At 57.2% G+C, this 20030-nt stretch carries 22 protein-coding genes and 1 tRNA gene; 18 read left to right on the forward strand and 5 right to left on the reverse strand.

The window, feature by feature from the left end; genetic code table 11:
• Positions 1-4: 4 nt before the first annotated feature.
• The 3 genes from HKX44_RS16685 to HKX44_RS16695 are packed head-to-tail and all read right to left on the reverse strand — an operon-like array spanning position 5 to position 928.
• Positions 5-262: a DUF6552 family protein gene (locus HKX44_RS16685; RefSeq protein WP_276152505.1), complete on the reverse strand. Its 258-nt coding sequence runs from the start codon at positions 260-262 to the stop codon at positions 5-7.
• Entirely contained in the window at positions 246-773 is a 528-nt protein-coding gene (locus HKX44_RS16690; protein WP_276152506.1) for a cysteine hydrolase family protein, read from the reverse strand. The genes HKX44_RS16685 and HKX44_RS16690 overlap by 17 nt, the downstream gene beginning before the upstream one ends.
• Before the next feature lie 8 nt (positions 774-781).
• Positions 782-928: a hypothetical protein gene (locus HKX44_RS16695; protein WP_276152507.1), complete on the reverse strand. Its 147-nt coding sequence runs from the start codon at positions 926-928 to the stop codon at positions 782-784.
• Positions 929-1027: 99 nt separating this feature from the next.
• Here HKX44_RS16695 and HKX44_RS16700 point away from each other — a divergent pair, with 99 nt between their 5' ends.
• A complete protein-coding gene (locus HKX44_RS16700) occupies positions 1028-1918 on the forward strand; it encodes a LysR family transcriptional regulator (protein ID WP_276152508.1) in 891 nt (296 codons plus the stop codon).
• Here the strand turns inward: HKX44_RS16700 and HKX44_RS16705 are convergent.
• Positions 1899-3398: a D-alanyl-D-alanine carboxypeptidase family protein gene (locus HKX44_RS16705; RefSeq protein WP_276152509.1), complete on the reverse strand. Its 1500-nt coding sequence runs from the start codon at positions 3396-3398 to the stop codon at positions 1899-1901. The two genes, HKX44_RS16700 and HKX44_RS16705, sit on opposite strands and share 20 nt — an antisense overlap.
• Positions 3399-3634: 236 nt before the next feature.
• Positions 3635-4351 (reverse strand): HAD family hydrolase, encoded by a 717-nt coding sequence (locus HKX44_RS16710; protein ID WP_276152510.1) that lies wholly within the window; start codon positions 4349-4351, stop codon positions 3635-3637.
• A 90-nt stretch (positions 4352-4441) separates the two neighbouring features.
• Here HKX44_RS16710 and clpS point away from each other — a divergent pair, with 90 nt between their 5' ends.
• The 17 genes from clpS to HKX44_RS16795 all read left to right on the forward strand — a co-directional run bounded on the left by clpS (position 4442) and on the right by HKX44_RS16795 (position 19986).
• The gene (gene clpS / locus HKX44_RS16715; protein ID WP_276152511.1) at positions 4442-4783 is read left to right on the forward strand and encodes an ATP-dependent Clp protease adapter ClpS; all 342 of its coding nucleotides are present in this window, start codon (positions 4442-4444) and stop codon (positions 4781-4783) included.
• Between the two features lie 3 nt (positions 4784-4786).
• Positions 4787-5785: a class I SAM-dependent methyltransferase gene (locus tag HKX44_RS16720; RefSeq protein ID WP_276152512.1), complete on the forward strand. Its 999-nt coding sequence runs from the start codon at positions 4787-4789 to the stop codon at positions 5783-5785.
• A 12-nt stretch (positions 5786-5797) separates the two neighbouring features.
• A complete protein-coding gene (locus HKX44_RS16725) occupies positions 5798-6598 on the forward strand; it encodes an SDR family oxidoreductase (protein ID WP_276152513.1) in 801 nt (266 codons plus the stop codon).
• 333 nt (positions 6599-6931) lie between these two features.
• A tRNA-Met gene (locus HKX44_RS16730) sits at positions 6932-7008 on the forward strand.
• 196 nt (positions 7009-7204) lie between these two features.
• Entirely contained in the window at positions 7205-7882 is a 678-nt protein-coding gene (locus tag HKX44_RS16735; protein WP_276152514.1) for a TenA family protein, read from the forward strand.
• Between the two features lie 406 nt (positions 7883-8288).
• On the forward strand, positions 8289-9323 hold the full coding sequence (locus HKX44_RS16740) for a TRAP transporter substrate-binding protein (RefSeq protein ID WP_276152515.1): 1035 nt from the start codon (positions 8289-8291) through the stop codon (positions 9321-9323).
• Between the two features lie 71 nt (positions 9324-9394).
• Positions 9395-9976, forward strand: a complete 582-nt coding sequence (locus HKX44_RS16745; RefSeq protein WP_276152516.1) for a TRAP transporter small permease — start codon at positions 9395-9397, stop codon at positions 9974-9976.
• Between the two features lies 1 nt (position 9977).
• Positions 9978-11297: a TRAP transporter large permease gene (locus HKX44_RS16750; protein ID WP_276152517.1), complete on the forward strand. Its 1320-nt coding sequence runs from the start codon at positions 9978-9980 to the stop codon at positions 11295-11297.
• A gap of 90 nt (positions 11298-11387) precedes the next feature.
• Positions 11388-12935, forward strand: coding sequence for a benzoate-CoA ligase family protein (locus tag HKX44_RS16755; protein ID WP_276152518.1), 1548 nt, complete (start codon positions 11388-11390; stop codon positions 12933-12935).
• The gene (locus tag HKX44_RS16760; protein WP_276152519.1) at positions 12932-13411 is read left to right on the forward strand and encodes a DUF309 domain-containing protein; all 480 of its coding nucleotides are present in this window, start codon (positions 12932-12934) and stop codon (positions 13409-13411) included. The genes HKX44_RS16755 and HKX44_RS16760 overlap by 4 nt, the downstream gene beginning before the upstream one ends.
• 111 nt (positions 13412-13522) lie before the next feature.
• A complete protein-coding gene (gene boxC, locus HKX44_RS16765) occupies positions 13523-15181 on the forward strand; it encodes a 2,3-epoxybenzoyl-CoA dihydrolase (RefSeq protein WP_276152520.1) in 1659 nt (552 codons plus the stop codon).
• Positions 15182-15252: 71 nt separating this feature from the next.
• A complete protein-coding gene (boxB, locus tag HKX44_RS16770) occupies positions 15253-16704 on the forward strand; it encodes a benzoyl-CoA 2,3-epoxidase subunit BoxB (protein WP_276152521.1) in 1452 nt (483 codons plus the stop codon).
• A 77-nt stretch (positions 16705-16781) separates the two neighbouring features.
• On the forward strand, positions 16782-16952 hold the full coding sequence (locus HKX44_RS16775) for a hypothetical protein (RefSeq protein WP_276152522.1): 171 nt from the start codon (positions 16782-16784) through the stop codon (positions 16950-16952).
• A complete protein-coding gene (boxA, locus tag HKX44_RS16780) occupies positions 16949-18118 on the forward strand; it encodes a benzoyl-CoA 2,3-epoxidase subunit BoxA (protein ID WP_276152523.1) in 1170 nt (389 codons plus the stop codon). Before HKX44_RS16775 ends, boxA begins: the two co-directional genes overlap by 4 nt.
• The gene (locus tag HKX44_RS16785) at positions 18119-18541 is read left to right on the forward strand and encodes a thioesterase family protein (protein ID WP_276152524.1); all 423 of its coding nucleotides are present in this window, start codon (positions 18119-18121) and stop codon (positions 18539-18541) included.
• A 54-nt stretch (positions 18542-18595) separates the two neighbouring features.
• Entirely contained in the window at positions 18596-19486 is an 891-nt protein-coding gene (locus HKX44_RS16790; protein WP_276152635.1) for a helix-turn-helix transcriptional regulator, read from the forward strand.
• Positions 19483-19986: a hypothetical protein gene (locus HKX44_RS16795; RefSeq protein WP_276152525.1), complete on the forward strand. Its 504-nt coding sequence runs from the start codon at positions 19483-19485 to the stop codon at positions 19984-19986. The genes HKX44_RS16790 and HKX44_RS16795 overlap by 4 nt, the downstream gene beginning before the upstream one ends.
• The last annotated feature ends 44 nt before the right edge of the window (positions 19987-20030 follow it).

A 20030-nucleotide genomic window follows, 5' to 3' on the forward strand; every position in this document is an offset into this window, starting at 1 on the left:
TGCTTTAGGCGGCGCTGGCAAGCCCGGCAATCATGGCCGCCAAAGCGACGATATGGATCAACATAATCGCCCTGTCGTTCCACAACAGGCCCACGGTAAACCACCCGACCAGCCCCACCAGAAACAGATAGATATTCAATGGGGTCATGCCGAATGCCGTGGCGGTATAGCCAAGGATCTGGACAATAGACGCCGCCCATTTCAAAAGGAAAACCACCTTCGCTCGGTCAAGTTTTGCCATTTGTTCAACGGATTGTTGCATAGGACATCCCCAATGGACCAAAGAATGCGGCCTGTACCTGCGCCGCGGTTAATTCAACACCACCAAAGCTTTGCGCCTTGGCCCCACAGGCATCTGCCACCAAGGTGACGTCAAACCCGAAGTCACGTGCCGCCCGTGTTGTGGCATCGATACACATCTGCGTCATGGCCCCGACAATTGTCACTTCTGTAATGCCCGCTGCTCTCAGGCGGGCGTGCAGATCGGTTTCGTGAAAGCTGTTCGGACGGTGTTTCAGGATTACCGCTTCGTCCGGCAGAGGAGCGACGCTGGCATGGATTTGCGCGCCCTCTGTGCCGGGTCGAAAGAACGGTGCCTTGTCGCTTGTTGCCTCGTGATAGACGTGGATGATCAGGTCGCCCGCTGTTCGTGCATCTTGCAGAACCCGGCAGGCGGCCTCGGCAACCTGCGCCATGTCATCGACCGGCCAAAGCCCGCCTGTGAAGTAATCGTTCTGAATATCGACCAGAACCAGCGCTTTGTTCGTCGTCATCACGTTGCTCACAGCTTGGCCGGATCGATGCAGATTTCCTCGCGGCGCGAGAACCAACGGCGGCGTTTGGGCGCGTTGCCAGAGGGAGCCGCACGCAGGCGGACACAGCCGGAGCGGGTCGCCGTCATCATGGATTGTGCGTAGATACTTAACATTTCAGTTCCTTTCCGCGTTGACTTGATGCTTATAAATATGAGGAAGTGGTGCGAATACGCGAGTCATTGAAAATCTGAATATGTAAGTTGAGGTTAAATATGGAATGGCGCAAGCTACCGCCCTTATCGGCGCTGCGGGCATTTGCCGCTTTTGCCGAGACCCGCAATGTGGTCGCGGCAGGGGACGCATTGGGCGTCAGCCATGCTGCCATCAGCCAACAGCTGCGGGCCTTGGAAAGCCATTTGGATGTTGCCCTGCTAGACCGCTCGGGGCGCAGCCTTGTCCTGACCATCGCGGGTGAACGCTTGGCCACAGCTTTACAGGCCGGTTTCGCCGGTATGATTGAGGCCACGGATGAAATCACCGGCCAGCAGGAGATTCGTCCCTTGCATATCTCGACGACGCCGACCTTCGCGGCGTCATGGTTGATGCCACGCCTGCCCAGCTTTCGCGAAGCCCACCCGGAGATAGACCTGATGATCGACCCCTCGCCACTGGTTGTGACGCTGGAGAACAGCGGGATTGACGTCGCGGTCCGCTATGGTGCCGGGGTCTGGCCGAAAGTCGAAACCGAGATTTTGTTTCATTCGCCGATGGTTGTTGTCGCGGCACCGTCTCTGGTCGGGGATCTGCCGTTCGGGAATTTGAGTGCCATCGCGGAATTTCCCTGGCTGGAAGAGTTCAGCACCTCGGAAGCCACCAATTGGTTCAAGCGCATCGGCGTGCCCAAGGCCAAGCTGGGGATGATGAAGGTGCCGGGTAACCTGATGTTGGATGGCGCGCGCGACGGGCAGGGGGTCGTGGTGACCGTGCGTGAATTCGTCGCCCGGGATATTGCGGCGGGCCGGTTGCGCGAATTGCATATCGAAAAACGGGAGGGGGAAGGATACTATATCGTCACCCGTCCCGGTGTGCAGCGCAAATGGGTCAAAGCATTTACCAGTTGGCTGCGCCGCGAGGCCGCGTCTGTTAACCCGGCCCGATCATAAAGCAGCTGACCTTGCGCGCGGCAAGGCGGCGGCAGGCTAAATCAGCGGTTTCACGGCTCATGCCCAGAAAGTTAGCGTCATAACCTTGTGGGCGGCGGACGACTTTGCGCAGCGAGCCGTCCAGCGTCGACATTTCGGCAAGCGCCGTTTTCAAGAGAACTTTTTCGGCGGCATAGCGGCTGGGATAGCGGCCCACGTTCACGCCCCAATGACGTCCGCCAGAGGTGGAAACCCGGGTCACGATTTCCTGCTCAACCGCGCGTTTTTTGCGTGTTACAGCGGTCTTGCGGGCTGTTTTCGGGCGCAAGGTTGGGCGGATTGAGCTGCTGGCTGCGGCAAGTGTTACGTTTGGCGGCGTTGCGGCCATCTGTGGTGCGGGGCCGGGGGCCGGTTGTGGCGCGGGTGTTTTCACGGCCTCTTTCAGTGCGGCGGTGATATCCGCATTGGTGATCAGCGGCTCCTGAACCGCAGCCACCAAAACAGAAGCCGGTGCGGTGGGGCGCTGTCTGGGGCGTTTGGAGTTCTTTACAGCGCCGACAAGGCGAATGGTTTTGCCCGCGCCACCAGCCACTGATCCGGGGTTTGTGCTGGGCCTGCTGGGGGCGGTTTCGACGTCGGCGTATACTGGTTTTTGTGGCTTGCGCAGCGGCGCGCGCGAGGGGGCGCGGCGGAACCCGAGGTCCATCAGCTTGGCCACCTGCGCGTTGCGCGAAGTTGTGGATTTACCGCCAAAGACGGTCACGATGATCCGTTCATTGCCCCGTTCGGCAGAGGCTGTCAGGTTGAAGCCCGCGGCGCGGGTATATCCGGTCTTGATCCCGTCTGCCCCTTTATAGGAGTTCAGAAAACGCCGGTTGGTGTGGCTGACCTTGCGCACACCGGCATCCGCCGTGACCCGCGAGAACAGGTTGTAATATTCAGGGAAATCATAGAGCAAATGCCGTCCCATGATCGACATGTCATGTGCGGTAGACAGGTGGCCGGCCTCTGTCAGGCCATGCATGTTCTTGAACGTTGTACGGTGCATTCCCAATGCTTTGGCTGTGCGGTTCATGCGGCGGGCAAAGCGCGCCTCGGTTCCGCCAATCGCTTCGCCGATGGCAGTGGCTGCATCATTGGCCGACTTCACCGCTGCTGCGCGGATCAGATAGCGCAGCGCAATGCGTTGACCCGGACGCAGGCCCAGCTTGCTGGGGGGCTCTGACGCAGCTTTTTTGGAGATCTTGACCTTGGTGTCCAGCGAAATCTCGCCACGCTTGATCGCCTCGAAGGCGATGTAAAGCGTCATCATCTTGGTAAGCGAGGCGGGGTGCAGCCGGGTGTTGGCGTTTTGTGCATGAATAACCTTGCCCGTGCGCGCATCCATCACATAGGCGGCATAGGGGGCTGCCATCGCGCTTAGCGGCACGATAACGATCAACCAAAAAGCCGTGATGAAATACAACCCCAATCGGGCTGACGAAACGCTTCGCGCTCTCATGATTACTGCCTTGTTCTGCCTCAAGACCGCCGATTTTTCGGCTGGCCATACTTTTTATAGAACAACACTAACATAGGTCTAAACTTCGATAAACCCTATGTTTCTTGGGATTTGCGGGAAAACGCCGGCTTTGCTTGTCCACATTTGGGGGCTGTTGGGCATCGCCATACTAAGGGGAGGATTGTGGCAGGAATGTGGCGGGAATTGGGCCTGTTTGCCCAGATTCCTTTGGCGTTTCAGGCCAGTTGCTTGGCAGGGAGGTTGCGAATGAATTCCGGCAAGGCAGCCAGGCGGTCGATCTGACCGAAACGGGCGGTGTCGTGGGGTGTTTCAGCGTCTTCAATTGCCCAGGTCAGCCCGTGAGGAACAAGGACGCCCCAGCCCCCCGCCCGGATCATCGGCACCACGTCGGACGCCATGGAGTTGCCTGCCATCAGCCCCTGATCCGCGCCGGTTCCGTGGCGATCAAAAATGTCGAGATAGGCGGCGGGTGTCTTGTCCGACACGATTTCTACCGCATCAAAATGGTCGCGCAGGCCCGATTGCGCCAGTTTGCGCTCTTGGTCCAGCAGGTCGCCCTTGGTGATCAGCAGTAATTTGAAATCGTGTTTCAGTGCATTCAAAGTGGCTTTGACATCTGGCAGTAATTCGACGGGATGGGACAGCATATCGCGCCCTGCATCAAGGATTTCAGCAATGACCGCAGCGGGCACATTGCCGTCCGTCACCTCAATTGCGGTTTCTATCATCGAAAGAGTGAAGCCTTTGATTCCAAACCCATAGTGCGGCAGGTTCCGACGTTCGGCAGCGAGGAGCCGCGTCATCAGGTTGTCGTTGTCTGAATACTCCCGCAACAGGTCAGAAAAGTGGCTTTGAGTCAGAGCAAAGAACCGTTCGTTGTGCCAAAGCGTGTCATCCGCATCCAGTCCGATTGTCGTGAGTATAACGTTCATTTGCGGCATACCTCTTTCAAAAATCGGTTATCGGGTTATATAACGGCTCTCGCGACTCACAATCGTTCACTCAAACCCGCCGGAGCAGTAATGCGCCTTGATGATTTCATGATGGCAGACCGTTCGGACGACGAAAACGATACCGAACTGCTGACCAAAACCAAACCGAAAACCGCGCGCCCTCCTTTGTACAAGGTGATGCTGCTGAACGATGATTTCACACCGATGGAATTTGTCGTTCTGGTGCTGGAGCGCTTCTTTGGGCTGAACCATGCGCAAGCCTTCGAAATTATGCTGACAGTGCATAAAAAGGGGCTGGCGGTTGTCGGGGTCTTCAGTCACGAGATTGCGGAGACCAAGGTGGCGCAGGTGATGGATTTTGCCCGCCGCCATCAACACCCGCTGCAATGCACTATGGAAAAAGAAGAATAACGCGTGATTGACGCTCGTTTGCAACTGGCGCTTGACGGCGGCGGCCTTGAGCTGCCCGCCGAGGGGCGTATCGCGGTGTTTCGGGCACCGGTTGACGCTGATTTGCGGGGGGTGGACGTAGACCGCTGTGATATCATCCATGACTTCAAACCATTTCATAACAGTTGGGAGGCCCGCGGCTATTCTGTTTTGCACGCCCCTGAGGGCCGCTATGCTGCTGCCATCGTTTGCCTGCCGCGCGCCAAGGCCGACGCCCGCACCCTGATTGCGCAGGCCTGCGCGGTGACTGATGGTGTCATTGTCATTGATGGCCAGAAAACCGACGGGGCAGATTCGTTCCTCAAGCAGATGCGCGGCCGTGTGACCGTGAACGGTCCGATCTCCAAGGCTCATGGCAAGCTGTTCTGGATTTCCGAACTTGCCGCCGATTTCTTTGCTGATTGGGTCGAGGGGCCATCCCAAACGCCGGGCGGTTTCTGGACTGCCCCGGGGGTATTTTCAGCGGACGCGGTTGACCTCGCTTCGGCCTTGCTGGTGGATGCCCTGCCTGAAAAATTAAGCGGTACGGTTGTTGATCTGGGGGCCGGCTGGGGTTTCCTGTCGGCACATATTCTGACCCGTCCGGCGGTGAAGCACGTGCATCTGGTCGAGGCGGGCCATCTGGCGCTGGAATGTGCGCGGCGCAATGTCACTGATGCGCGGGCAGAATTCCACTGGGCCGATGCAACAGAGTGGCAGCCCCCCAACAGGGTGGATGCCGTGGTGATGAACCCCCCGTTCCATCAGGGACGCGCAGCAGAACCCCAGATCGGGCAGGCCTTTGTGGCCGCTGCGGCGCGCATTTTATCGCCGAGTGGCGGGTTATGGATGGTTGCGAACCGCCATTTGCCCTATGAGGCGGAGCTAAAGACGCGCTTTGCTCAGGTCTCCGAGATCGGCGGCGACGCGCGGTTCAAGCTGTTTCACGCCGCCCGCCCTCTGAGGGGCAAGCGCAGGGGATAAGGAGGCACATCGATGTCTTTCTCGGTCAAAGGTAAAACGGTGATTGTGACGGGGGCCGCCAACGGGATTGGTCTGGCTGTTGCCCGGCATATGGCGGACAAGGGCGCAAACGTGATGTGCGCCGACGCCCACGAAAAGAAACTGGCCGAAGAATTCGGTGCCGCCCCCGAAGATGGCAATATCCGCACTTTCGCCGGGGATCTGCGCCAACGGCTGACGATTGCCAATTTGATTTCCGCCACCATTGATGCTTTTGATCAGGTGGATGTTCTGGTTAATGCGTCGCGCCAACTGTTGCCCACGGACGCGCTGGATGTTGAAGACACGTCGGTGCAAACCTTGCTGGATCAGAACCTGATGACCGCCCTGCATCTGACGCAATATGTTGCCAAACGGATGATCAAACAGGCCGAAGAACAGGAAGAGGGGCAGATCGGCTCTATCATCAACTTCAGCTCGATTGCGGCCAGCCAGATCCAGCCAGAGCTGATGGGATATGCCATTGCCGCGGGTGCAGTGCAGCAGATGACCCGTTCCATGGCGCTGACGCTGGCACCGCATCGCATCCGGGTTAATGCGATTTCCTTCGGCTCAGTGATGAGCGGCTCGCTTCGGGTGTCGGTTGCGGAAAACCGCGAATGGCGGGAAGACATCCGCAAGCATACGCCGCTAGGGCGGATCGCTGCCCCAAACGAACTGTGTGACACAGTGCAATATCTGGCTGCTGACAGCTCAAGCTTTATGACCGGCGAAGTGCTGGTCGTGGATGGGGGCCGCAGCCTGCTGGATGTGGTGCGCGCACCGGCACATTAGGCGCATGGGACACTGGTGGCGACGGACCTGAGATTCGGCGCGACAGGGTTTTGAGCGCCCGAACCGAGAAACACCTGAAAATTCCCGGATCAGACGGCGTACGTCAGGGGGCAGCTGGGGGCGAACCGGTAACGAGCAACACATTTTCTATTTTGCCCCGCAACACGTCGAATTTCCCATGTAAACAGCGTTTTCGGAACGGATCAGGACGGTGAGCCGGTGTTTTCATCCTTCCATTATCAAAGTTAATTTCGCGAAAGCGGTGCGGCTTTAACATTCAAAGAGGTTTTAGGCTTGACCGCGCCCAAGGGCTGGCTTAATCGACGCGGCGACGGCGTTATAGCTCAGTTGGTTAGAGCGAACGACTCATAATCGTTAGGTCCCTGGTTCAAATCCAGGTAACGCCACCACATTTCCTCGCAAAATATCCGTCTTGGTTCCGGCTCAAGCCGGGGGCAGGTTGGCTGAGCCGTTAGATGGTCTTGCCCTCTATGTTATCGACGTGGTCGGGATGAAAGCCTGCTTTAAAGACAGGATGGGATGTGATTTGTCTGACGCAGCATCACACGCCAAGAATTCCGATACGAAACAAGGGTATGCTTGTGCATGCCGCAACAGATAGAAAGCACTGACATGCGTGCCACCGACGCCCTGAAAAACGCGGTCCAAAGTGACTGGGATGCCGCAACGGACCATCCCTTCTGTAAAGAACTGGCCGAAGGAACATTGCCGCTGGAAAAAATGCGGTGGTATCTGGTTCAAGACTACAAATTTATCGACGAGTTCGTCCGGCTTTTGGCGACGGCAATTGCACATGCGCCAACCTTAGCTGATGGGGTTCCCATGGTGCAGTTCCTGGGCCTCGTGACCAGTACCGAAAATACATATTTCTTGCGCAGTTTTGTGGCGCTGGATGTCTCCCCAGCCGATCAAAATGCCCCCGCAGCGTCTGCGACCCGCGCGTTTCAGGAATTGATGTCCATTGCGCGCACTTCTGGTCGTTACGAACAAATGTTGGCGGTTCTTGTTGTGGCTGAATGGAGTTATTTGACTTGGGCGAACCGCTACAAAGCCTACGACCCCGATTTACCATTTTGGTTCTCAGAGTGGATTGATTTGCACGTTGGGGATGGTTTTGAGGGCGTTGTGGGGCATCTGCGAGACCAGCTGGACAGGGTCTGGAATGAATTGAGCCATGATCGCCAGCTTGAAGCAACGACGATATTTCACGACGCAGTTCTTTGCGAGCGCGCGTTCTTTGACGCCGCATATGTCGCCCAATAGGCAAAACGGAGACACCTTATCGGATATCTAAGCCGGTAAGGTTCGCGTTGCGGACATTTCTGCGGAACGAAGCAAAGGTTCGGTTTGGGTCATATGTGCTTGACGCTTGGGTAAATATTTCCCGCCCTTCCAGCAAATCAGATCCAGAAAATACACGCCATCGAGGCAAAAATAACGGATGTTACACAAGTGACCAGCGTAGCAGGTTCTTGTGCCGCTCGAGGTTGGATTTGTATCTGGCGACTGCTTGATGGTTACAATTTCTGATGGTTTGGTGCAGGTTAATCAGGCTGCCAATCAACTTGTCATTGATTGACGGCACAGGGCAACTGATATCTGATTGTCCGGGGATTATCATGTTGATCACTCGCAATACGGGTGGCACAGCGACAAATGGGAGAAGTCGATGATTTTACGTAGAACTTTGATGGGGGTTGCAGGTGCTGCTGTTGCTGCGACCCTGATGGCGACCACTGCCATGGCGCAGGAAGTCACGTTGCGCATGCACCAGTTCCTGCCACCGCAGGCCAATGTGCCAAAGCTGGTGCTGGACGTTTGGGCTGACAAGGTTGAGGCCGCAAGCGAGGGCCGCATCAAGATCGAGCGCTACCCCTCCATGCAGTTGGGTGGCAAGCCGCCGGAACTGATGGATCAGGCCATCGACGGCGTTGCAGACATCGTCTGGACCGTGGTTGGTTATACGCCGGGCCGTTATCCATCGACAGAGGTCTTCGAACTGCCGTTCATGATGACCAATGCCCGGGCAATGTCTTCTGCCTATTGGCAGATGTTTGAAAAGCACATGAAAGACAGTGAATTCAAGGATGTGCATATCCTCGGCACATGGGTACACGGCCCTGGCATGATTCACGTCAACAAAGAGGTGAATGCCCCCTCCGACATGGAAGGCCTGAAAATTCGTGGTGGCTCCCGTCTGGTGAACCAGCTGCTTGAGAAGGTTGGCGCAACCCCGGTCGGTATGCCCGTGCCTGCGGTTCCAGAAGGTCTGTCAAAAGGTGTGATCGACGGCACAACCATCCCTTGGGAGGTCACCGCGGCCCTCAAGGTGCCAGAGTTGGTATCAAACCACACCGAATTCGAAGGCAACGCGCTTTATGTGCTGACCTTTGTTCTGGCGATGAACAAGGACCGCTATGAAGGTCTGCCAGCAGAACTGCAAAAGGTAATCGACGACAATTCCGGTCTGGAGTTTTCGATCTTTGCAGGTGGCACACAGGCTGACAGTGACATTCCGGCCCGTCAGGCAGCTGTGGATCGTGGCAACACCATTGTGACCGTTAGCGGCGACGATGTGCAGGCATGGCGTGATGTGGCCCAGCCGATCTATGACGAATGGATCGCGGACATGAAAGGCAAAGGCATCGACGGTCAGGCATTGATCGACGAAGCCCGTAGCCTGATGGAAGCTTACGACAAGTAAGCGCTGATCCAACAAAAGAACCTGCGTCGGCGCCAGGCCGGCGCAGGTTTTTTACGACAAGTGAGTTTCCTATGCACCGCGCCGTTCAAACCCTCGCCCGTTTTACTGCATTGACGGGGGGCTTCGTCTTAATTGCGTTGATTGTGCTGGCCTCCCTTTCGATTGTCGGGCGGTCCATCAACAAAGCCCTGCACAACGACTTTTTCCAACAGACCTTTGCTGGCGGTGCGCAGTGGCTCCTTGATCTGGGCGTGGGCGAAATTAACGGCAATTATGAAGTTTTAGAGGCCGGCGTCGCCTTTGCGATTTTCTCGTTTCTGCCGATCTGCCAGTTCTACGGCGCCCATGCGACGGTGGACATCTTTACCTCGATGATGTCACGCGGCGTCAACAGGTGGATTGCCGCGTTCTGGGAGGTGGTGCTGGCCGCCGCAATCCTGCTGGTGATCTGGCGTCTCTATGAGGGCATGTTGCGCTATCTTGGAAATGGCGAAACCACGTTGTTCTTGCAGTTCCCAGTGTGGTGGGCCTATGCCGCCAGTTTTGGCGCGGGAGTTGTGGCCTGTATCGTCGCGGTCTATTGCGCGGCTGTGCGGATAATCGAAGCGCTGGGCAATCGCGATATCCTGCCGTCCGAGCATGGGGAACACTGAGATGAGCAACCTTGAACTAGGCTTTTATTCATTCCCCGTCCTGTTGTTGATGGTGTTTCTGCGTGCGCCTATTGGCCTTGCCATGCTGCTGTGTGGTTTTGGCGGTTGGTACTTTGCCATGGGAGGCAACCCCACGCCGTTGCTCGCCAAGATGAAATCCGAAACCTACACGACCTTTTCCAGCTATTCGCTGAGCATCATTCCGATGTTCCTGCTGATGGGGCAGTTCGCAACCCTTTCGGGCATGTCACAAGCCTTGTTCAAAGCCGCAGAAGGGTTCCTCGGCCATCGGCGCGGCGGCGTTGCGATGGCGGCAGTTGGTGCCTGCGCGGGTTTTGGTGCGATTTGCGGATCGTCCTTGGCCACGGCTGCGACCATGTCCAAGGTCGCCTTGCCCGAACTCAAGCGCTACGGCTATTCAGGCGGCTTCTCGACGGCAACGCTGGCCGCTGGTGGCACGCTTGGCATTCTGATCCCGCCGTCGGTCATCCTTGTGATTTACGCCATTCTGACCGAACAGAATATTGCCAAACTGTTCCTTGCCGCCTTTATCCCCGGCATCTTGGCGGCTGTTGGCTATATGCTGACCATTTCCATTTATGTTCGCCTGCATCCTGATGCGGCCGGCACCCGCGCGCCGATCCCGATGGCGGAACGGTTCCGCGCCCTGGCGGATTGTTGGCCGGTTCTGACGATTTTTATTATCGTTGTTGGGGGCATCTATGCTGGATGGTTTACCCCAACCGAAGGTTCCGCCATTGGGGCGGCGGGCACCGGGCTGGCGGCATTGCTGTCGGGCAGCCTGAGCTGGAAGGTTCTGGGTGAAAGCCTGTTGGGCACTGCGCGCACCACCGGCATGATCTTTTTCATCGTATTGGGAGCAGGGTTCTATAACGGCTTTCTTGCCCTGTCTGGTGTGCCGCAATTCATGGCCGGCTGGGTGGTTGAGCAAGGGTTTTCCCCGTTGCTGGTGTTATGTGTGATCCTTGTTTTCTATGTGGTCTTCGGGTGTTTGATGGACAGCCTGTCGATGATCCTGCTGACAGTGCCGATCTTTTTTCCGGTCATTATGGCGATGGATTTCGGCATGTCACCAGAACATCTGGCGATCTGGTTTGGCATCCTTGTGCTGATCGTGGTCGAAGTTGGGCTGATCACGCCACCGGTGGGGATGAACCTGTTCATCATCAATTCGATGGACCGCGAAACCCCAATGTCTCAGACCTATCGCGCCGTGATGTATTTTGTCGGCTCTGATCTGGCGCGGGTCGTGCTTTTGGTGTTGTTCCCTGCGATCACGCTGTTTCTCTTGCCGGACTGATTGTCCCCTGCATTAAAGTGCATGCGCGCAGTTGTAATGTTGCGGCAGGCCCCTCAAGCTGCACAGTGTTGAAAACAGCGGAGGGGTCTGATGCTATCTGTTAAGGCAAATGCGGCGCAGTATTTTGTGGATCGTCACATCACCGAAGGGCGGGGCAGTAAGACCGCCTATGTCGAGGCCGAGACGGGGCGTGAATTGGATTTTGCGCAGATGGCAACAGGTGCGGGTCAGGTTGCTGGCGCGTTGGGCAAGGCAGGTATCCGCCCGGAAGAACGCGCCGCGGTATTGGTGCTGGACCAGATCGAGTTTCCACAGATTTTCTGGGGTGCATTGAAATGCGGTGTGGTGCCGGTGCCTTTGAACACCTTGCTGGCCACGCCCGTCTATGATGCGATCCTGCGCGATAGCCGAGCCGCCATCCTTTTTGTTTCCGCCCCGCTTTGGGAGGTTGTCGCCCCAGCGCTGGCTGATAACCCTTATATCCGTCAGGTGGTTGTGATCGGTGATGCGCCTGCGGGGACGATGGATTTCAACGCCTTTATCAATGACGCCCCGGTGCATGAGACCATGGCGGTCAGCAGCGACGAGGTTGCCTTCTGGCTCTATTCCTCCGGCTCTACCGGTCAGCCCAAAGGGGTGGCGCATGTCCATTCCGCGCTTCAGGCCACCGCCGATACCTACGGGGCGCAGGTTCTGGGCATCCGCGAGGATGACAGGGTGCTTTCCGCCGCCAAGTTCTTTTTTGCCTATGGTCTGGGCAACGAGATGACCTTTCCGCTATCGGTCGGTGCCACCACCGTGTTGTTTACCGGGCGGCCAACGCCGGCGGGGATGATCGAAACGATTGCCAATCATCAGCCGACAGTTTTTTGCGGTGTGCCCACGCTTTACGCCGCGATGGTTGCCGAAATGGACAAGGTTGGCGTGCCGGCCTCTCCGATACGGGTCTGTATTTCTGCGGGTGAAGCTTTGCCCGAAGATATCGGCAAGCGCTGGGAAAAACACACAGGTATCGGCATTCTCGACGGGGTCGGCTCGACAGAGATGCTGCATATTTTTCTGAGCAACCAGCCCGGAGATATTGTCTACGGCACCTCGGGTATTGCGGTGCCGGGCTACGCGCTGCGACTGGTGGATGAACAGGGGCAAGAGGTGGGCACCGGAGAGATCGGTGAGTTGCTGGTCAATGGGGCATCAGCGGCAAACGGGTATTGGAACCAGCGCGCCAAAAGCCGCGCCACCTTTGAAGGGGCTTGGACCCGCACCGGTGACAAATATGAACGCCGCGCTGATGGACGATTGGTGTACTGCGGGCGGACCGACGACATGTTCAAGGTTTCCGGCATCTGGTTGTCCCCGTTTGAGGTCGAAAGCGCCATCGTCGACCACCCGCGTGTGCTTGAGGCGGCTGTGGTTGCCCAACGTGATGCAGACGGGCTGGAAAAACCCAAAGCCTATGTGGTGATGCAATCGGGAGAGGCGGATCAAGCGTTGGTGGACGAATTGAAAGCCCATGTGAAACAAAAGATAGGCTTGTGGAAATACCCCCGCTGGATCGAGGCCGTGACCGATTTGCCCAAAACCGCGACGGGTAAAATCCAACGCTTCAAACTGCGGCAGGATACGCAACAGCGATGAGGAAGGACAGCCGTCCGACACCCCGGCTGTCAGATATGGCCGCGCCGATACCCATGCCGCCACATGCCTATGTGCCCGGTCTAAACCCGCGCCTACCGGAAGACTGGTTTGACGCGATCAAGAGCACCGTACAGGTCGGGGTTTCACTGGCGGATCTTCAGCACACACAGGCGTTTCGGGCTGGATTGGCATATCTCGACGCGGGATATTACTGGGAATGTCACGAGGTGCTTGAGGCGGTCTGGATGCAGACCCCAGAAGGCACGGCGGAGCGCGAGATGGTGCAGGCCTTGATCCAGCTGGCCAATGCACAGTTAAAGGTTCGTATGGGACGCCCCCGTGCGGCAACAAGACTGTGCGACATGGTGCAGGACCATTTGCAGAACTGTACGGAAGGACAGCCGATTCTCGGCCTGCGGTCTAAGGCGGTGCTGGCGCAGGTGGAAACGCTGCGGGCATATCTAGCCAACGAATAGCTGCATTATAGTGCGGAAAATACCCGTAATTTGCAGTATATGCCATGTTGGCCTCATCCTTGAGTGAATTATAGTACGTAAAGATACTCCAGAACCAAGGGGAGCCTTTGCATGACCAAGGTGATTGATTTTCAAACGGATCCATCCAGATACCGCCACTGGGGCATCGAATATGATGGCCCGATTGCCTGGCTTTCGATGGATGTGGACGAGAGTGGCGGGTTGTTCGAGGGGTACGAGCTGAAGCTGAACAGCTATGATCTTGGGGTGGACATCGAACTTGCCGATGTGGTGCAGCGGATGCGGTTCGAACATCCGGAGGTCAAGGTCGTGGTCATGCGCTCGGCCAAGGAAAAGGTGTTCTGCGCTGGTGCCAACATCCGAATGCTGGGCGGCGCGGCGCACGCGCATAAGGTCAATTTTTGCAAATTCACCAATGAGACCCGCAACACCTATGAGGCAGCGCTTGCCGACAGTGGGCAGAATTATATCTGTGCAATCAAAGGGGCCTGCGCGGGCGGCGGTTACGAGTTGGCGCTGGCGTGCAATCACCTGATGCTGACCGACGATTCCACCTCTTCGGTGGCACTTCCAGAGGTGCCGTTATTGGCCGTTCTGCCCGGTACTGGGGGCCTCACGCGCGTGACGGACAAACGCAAAGTGCGCCGCGATCTGGCGGACGTCTTCTGCTCTATTGAGGAGGGGGTGAAGGGCAAACGCGCTGTGCAATGGCGGTTGGTCGATGAAGTTTTTGCGAATTCCAGCTTTGACGAAAAAGTCGCTGAACGCGCTGCGGAATTTGCCAGTGCCTCGGCCAAACCCGACGTGACTCAGGGTATCGCACTCTCCCCGATTAACCGGCAGTTTGCCACAGACGCAGTGACTTATTCCTCTGTCGAGGTCGGTTTGAACCGTGCCGAAAGCCGTGCTGTGATCACTGTTAAGGGGCCGGAAACAACGGCGCCGGCAGATATGGATGCCTTTACCGCAGAAGGGGCGCAGGCATGGATGCTGCGTTGCGCGCGCGAGTTGGACGACGCAATCCTGCATTTGCGCAACAATGAGAAACATCTGGGGCTGATCGAGTTCCAGACACAGGGTGATCCCGAATTGGTGATTGCACATGAGGCCCTGCTGCTGGCCCACAAGGATCACTGGCTGGCGAACGAGGTGCTGCACTATTGGAAACGTGTGTTGAAACGGATCGACATGACGTCACGCTCGCTGGTGGCGATGGTGGAGCATGGAAGCTGCTTTGCCGGACCACTTGCGGAACTGCTTTGGGCGGTTGATCGCAGCTATATGATGCTGGAAGAGTTTGACGGCGACAACCGCCCCTTGGCCCGCGTAACACTGTCAAACGGGAATTTTGGCACCTATCCGATGGGCAATGACCTGACGCGGCTTGAAACCCGGTTCCTAGGCACGCCGGAACAGGTGGAAGAGCTGAAAAATTCGGCTGGTGCGGCGTTGGAAGCGGAGGCCGCTGAAGAGCTTGGCCTAATCACCTATGCCTACGACGATATTGATTGGGAGGACGAGGTGCGCCTGTTCATGGAAGAGCGTGCCAGTTTCAGCCCGGATGCAATGACCGGCATGGAAGCCAACCTGCGTTTTGCTGGCCCCGAAACCATGGAAACACGCATTTTCGGGCGCCTGACCGCCTGGCAGAATTGGATTTTCCAACGCCCCAATGCGGTAGGCCCCGAAGGCGCGCTGCAACGCTACGGCACTGGTGTGCGCGGAAAATACGACATGGAACGTGTGTGAAAGGGCGCGGATTTTTTTGAAAAATCCGGTCCAAAATCGTCAAAAGATTTTGCTCCCGAAGGAGGAAGCTAATGCTCGACCTAATTAACGTAAGTTATGACACCCAAATCCCGAACAATGTCGGCCTGTCCGAGGACAAGAAGGTATTGAAGGCGCTGGAAAAATGGCACCCCGGTTATATCAACTGGTGGAATGATTTGATCCCGCAGAACTTTCAGGAAAGCATGGTTTACCTGCGCACCGCCGTCAGTGTTGATCCAAAAGGCTGGGCGAAATTCGACTATGTGAAGATGCCGGAATACCGCTGGGGTGTTTTGTTGGCCCCGGCGGTTGAGGATCGTAAAATCCCGATGGGCGAACATATGGGCGAACCGGCATGGCAGGAAGTGCCCGGTGAATACCGCAATATGCTAAAGCGGTTGATTGTCATTCAGGGCGATACCGAACCGGGCTCAGTGGAGCAGCAACGCTTTCTCGGGCTGACCGCGCCGTCGCTTTATGACATGCGCAATCTGTTTCAGGTGAACGTCGAAGAGGGGCGCCACCTTTGGGCGATGGTATATCTGTTGCAAAAGTATTTTGGCCGCGACGGGCGTGAAGAAGCAAACGATATGCTGGTGCGCTCATCAGGTGACGAAGATGCGCCGCGTATGTTGGGGGCATTTAACGAGGAAACGCCAGACTGGCTGTCGTTTTTCATGTTCACTTATTTCACTGACCGCGACGGCAAGATGCAGCTTGAAAGCCTTGCACAATCGGGTTTTGATCCTTTGTCACGCACCTGCCGCTTTATGCTGACCGAGGAAGCGCACCACATGTTTGTCGGGGAAACCGGTGTGGGTCGTACCATTCAGGCAACGCTTGAGGCGATGGCCAAGGCTGGCATCACGGATCCATACGACATCAATAAAATCCGCGATCTGGGGGTGATCGACCTGCCTACGATCCAGAAGAAGCTGAATCTGCATTACACATTGTCGCTTGATCTGTTTGGTCAGGAGGTATCGACCAACGCCGCCAACGCCTTTAACGCCGGGGTCAAAGGGCGTTACATGGAGCAGCGGATCGATGATGATCACCAGCTCAAGGATGACACCTATCCCGTGACCTCGATTAAAGAAGGCAAGATCCTGACCGAAGACGTGCCTGCGTTGACCGCGATCAACATGCGCCTGCGGGATGATTATGTGCGCGATGCCGCGGGGGGCGTGGGCCGTTGGAACAAGCTGATTGCCAAATCCGGTATCGAATTTGAGTTGAAGCTGCCGCATGAAGGTTTCCACCGCCAGATCGGTGTCTTCTCGACTGTGGCGGTAAGCCCGGCGGGGGATGTAATTTCAGCAGATGAATGGCACCAGCGTCGTGATGAATGGCTGCCGACCAAGGCAGATGGGGATTTCATCCAGTCGTTGATGGTGCCCTGTTTCGAACCTGGCAAATATGCCTCGTGGATTGCGGCCCCGAAAGTCGGGATCGACAATAAACCGGGTGATTACGAATACGTCAAACTGCACATGGCTTAAGGCATCGCCGCTCCCCGTTTGGCATGGCCTGCGGGGGGCAAGCGTTACCGACCAGCCGAAAAAAGGGAGTTCCTTTCATGCACGCTCAACAAGCTATCGGCTATGCGCCCCGCACCCGGGCGCTGGCCCGCGACCTTGAGGCCCAGCACATGGTCTGCGTCGGGTGTGACGATTGTAGGGGCATCTGCCAGGCGCTTTTGGATTCGATCTTGATCCCGAATCTGATCCTGAAAGACCGCCGCCCATGAACCAGCCCGTCAAACAGCACCTGATCGACCCCGAGATTTGTATTCGTTGTTATACATGCGAAATGACCTGCCCGATTGGCGCGATTGAACATGACGATATGAATGTCGTGGTGAACGCCGACATTTGCAATTTCTGCATGGACTGCATCCCCGTCTGCCCGACCGGCTCGATCGACGAATGGCGCGTTGTGGCAGAGCCTTACACGCTGGCCCAGCAATACGAGATGGAAGAGTTGCCAGAGCAGGAGGATATTGAAGTGGCCGCCGAGAGCGGCGCAGATGATCCGATTGAGACCTTGCTTGCTGAAGCGCACAAGGGGGCGGGCGGCAAGGCCAAACCACCGGCGTCAGCAAGCAAACCTGCGATCAATATGTACACCCTTGGCAAGCCGGCAACCCTGAAGGTGCAGGGCAATTACCGGCTGACCGATGATCCCGAACACGACGTGCGCCACATCATCCTTGATCCCGGTGCCCTGCCGTTTCCGGTGCTGGAGGGGCAATCCGTGGGCATCATCCCGCCCGGCAAGGATGCGGATGGCAATGCCCATCTGCCACGGCTCTATTCCGTTTCCAGTCCACGCGATGGCGAGCGGCCCGGCTATCATAATATTTCGCTGACGGTGAAACGCGAAGACAAAGGGCTGGCCTCGAATTTTCTGTGTGATCTGAAACTGGGCGACAGCGTTGATGTCACCGGCCCGTTTGGCGCGACCTTTCTGATGCCTTCCACACCCGACGCGCACCTGCTGTTGATCTGCACCGGCACGGGATCGGCCCCGATGCGGGCCTTTACCATGCAGCGCCAGCGCAGTGGGGCAACGGGCGGCATGACAATGTTCTTCGGGGCGCGCAGCCCAGAAACCCTGCCCTACTTTGGGCCGCTCAAGAAAATACCCGACAGCCTACTGAAAAAGCATCTGGTTTTCAGCCGCCTGCCGGATCAGGATAAGGAATATGTGCAGGACCGGATGATTGCCGAACAGGACAGCATTGCGGAAATCCTGCAAGATGAAAAAACCCATATCTATATCTGCGGTTTGCGCGGGATGGAGGAGGGGGTGGAGCTTGCCCTGACCTCAATTGCAGAGAGCATGGGGCAACAGTGGACAGCCCTGCGCGACGCCATGCGCGAAGACGGACGTTATCACGTGGAGACCTATTGAATGAGCGCGCCATTTGTCCATCCGATCAATGTGACATGGGGGGATTGTGACCCTGCGCGCATCGCTTACACGGCGCGGCTGCCGTATTTCGCGCTGGATGCCATCAACGCATGGTGGGAGGCGCATTTTGACGGCGAAGGCTGGTTTCAAATGGAGATCGACCGTAATGTCGGCACGCCGTTTGTACGGATGGAGTTGAACTTTCGCAGTCCCGTCACCCCACGCCATACCTTGATCTGCGAGACATTCCCGACCAAGCTGGGCAATAAATCAATCACCTTTGCGGTCAGGGCCTCGCAAGATGGTGTGTTAAGTTTCGAGGGCAGTTTTACTTGTGTGTTCACCATTGCTGATCAGTTCAAAAGCCGGAGCGCGCCAGACTATATGCGCCAGATCATCGAGCCGTTGATCCGTGATGTGTGAACCGCAAGACCGTTCAGCGTGGTGTCGTGCAATATGAGTCCGCCGGTTGCAAAGATGAATGCCCCCTCGGACCAATCAATGGATGCCGGATCCAGATTGATCCGCACCCTCGCGGTCAAGGTTGCAGCCCTGCGCAAACAGCGCGGATTGTCGCGCCGTGTCCTGTCAGAGATGTCGGGTGTCTCCCCGCGCTATCTGGCGCAGCTTGAGGCCGGCGAGGGCAATATTTCTGTATTGCTGTTGCAGCGGGTGGCAGGGGCGCTTGATGTGCGCATCGAGGCCTTGTTGACCGAACAGGCCCCATTGGATCACGACGTCCTGCGGGTGGCGGCCCTGTATCATCAGGCCCCCGAGGATGTGCAGCAACGCGTGTGCAGTATGCTGGCCCCGCAAAACCCGCGCCTGTTGCGGGCGGGGCGCATCTGTTTGATCGGATTGCGCGGGGCCGGTAAGTCAACGCTGGGCGCAAGAGCGGGGCAGGCGCTGGGCATCCCCTTTGTCGAATTGAATCGCGAGGTCGAGGCCGCAGCGGATATGCCGCTGGCCGAGGTGATGGCGTTTTATGGCGAGGCGGGATATCGCAAGCTGGAGGCCGAAGCCCTGGAACGGGTCGGTACCCGCCATGATCGGGTCATTCTGGCCGTGGCTGGCGGGATCGTGGCGGAAGAAGCCACGTTTTCGCATCTGCTGGAGCGGTTTCATACGGTCTGGGTCAGAACCAGCCCGGCCGAACATATGCAGCGCGTGCGCGGGCAGGGGGATCACCGCCCGATGCAGGGCAACCCTGCGGCGATGGCCCATCTCAAGGACTTGCTTCAGGCCCGTTCGCCATTTTATGCGCGGGCCGAAGCGCAGGTCGATACGTCCAACCGCACGGTTGGATCGTCGCTGAACACCCTGCTTGCCGCTGTGGCCAAGCATCGGTTTCTAGAACCCGGACTATGATCAGGAACGATGCGGTGCGGGCCGTGCAGGATCTGTTCTGGCAGGCGGGTGAACGGCTGATGTATCACCACACCAATCCTTGGGAGCTGGACGCGGCGCTGTGCGCTTGGGGATATGATTTGGGGGTTTGCGAGGCGCAGGATTTACTGGGGTTGGACAAGGTGCTGGCGCGTGTGCCTGAACGGGCAGTTCCGATCCTGTCGCGCATGGTGGCCGAGGGGCGGATTGGCAAAGTCGGTGGTGTCGGATATTTTCGCTATCCTGGTGGTGGCGGGGCGGTGATTGATCCGTTGATCGAGGATTTGATTTTAGAAGAAGCGTGGTTCGGCAAGGTCACCCGGTCGGACCTGCCTGATGACGCGCTTGTTATCGCAATGCACCACGCGTTGCATCCGATCTGTGCCGAATTGCGCAACGCGGGGGCGGATAAAACTGAGGTGACGCATCTTTTGCACCGCGCCATCCATTTCCCATTGAACAAGATGCCCGACTGGCTCTGACGCGGTTGGCCGATCCCTGTCCCGGCTGGCGCAAAAGAAAAGGG

The organism is Sulfitobacter sp. M05 (assembly GCF_029285175.1).
Classification (GTDB): domain Bacteria; phylum Pseudomonadota; class Alphaproteobacteria; order Rhodobacterales; family Rhodobacteraceae; genus Sulfitobacter.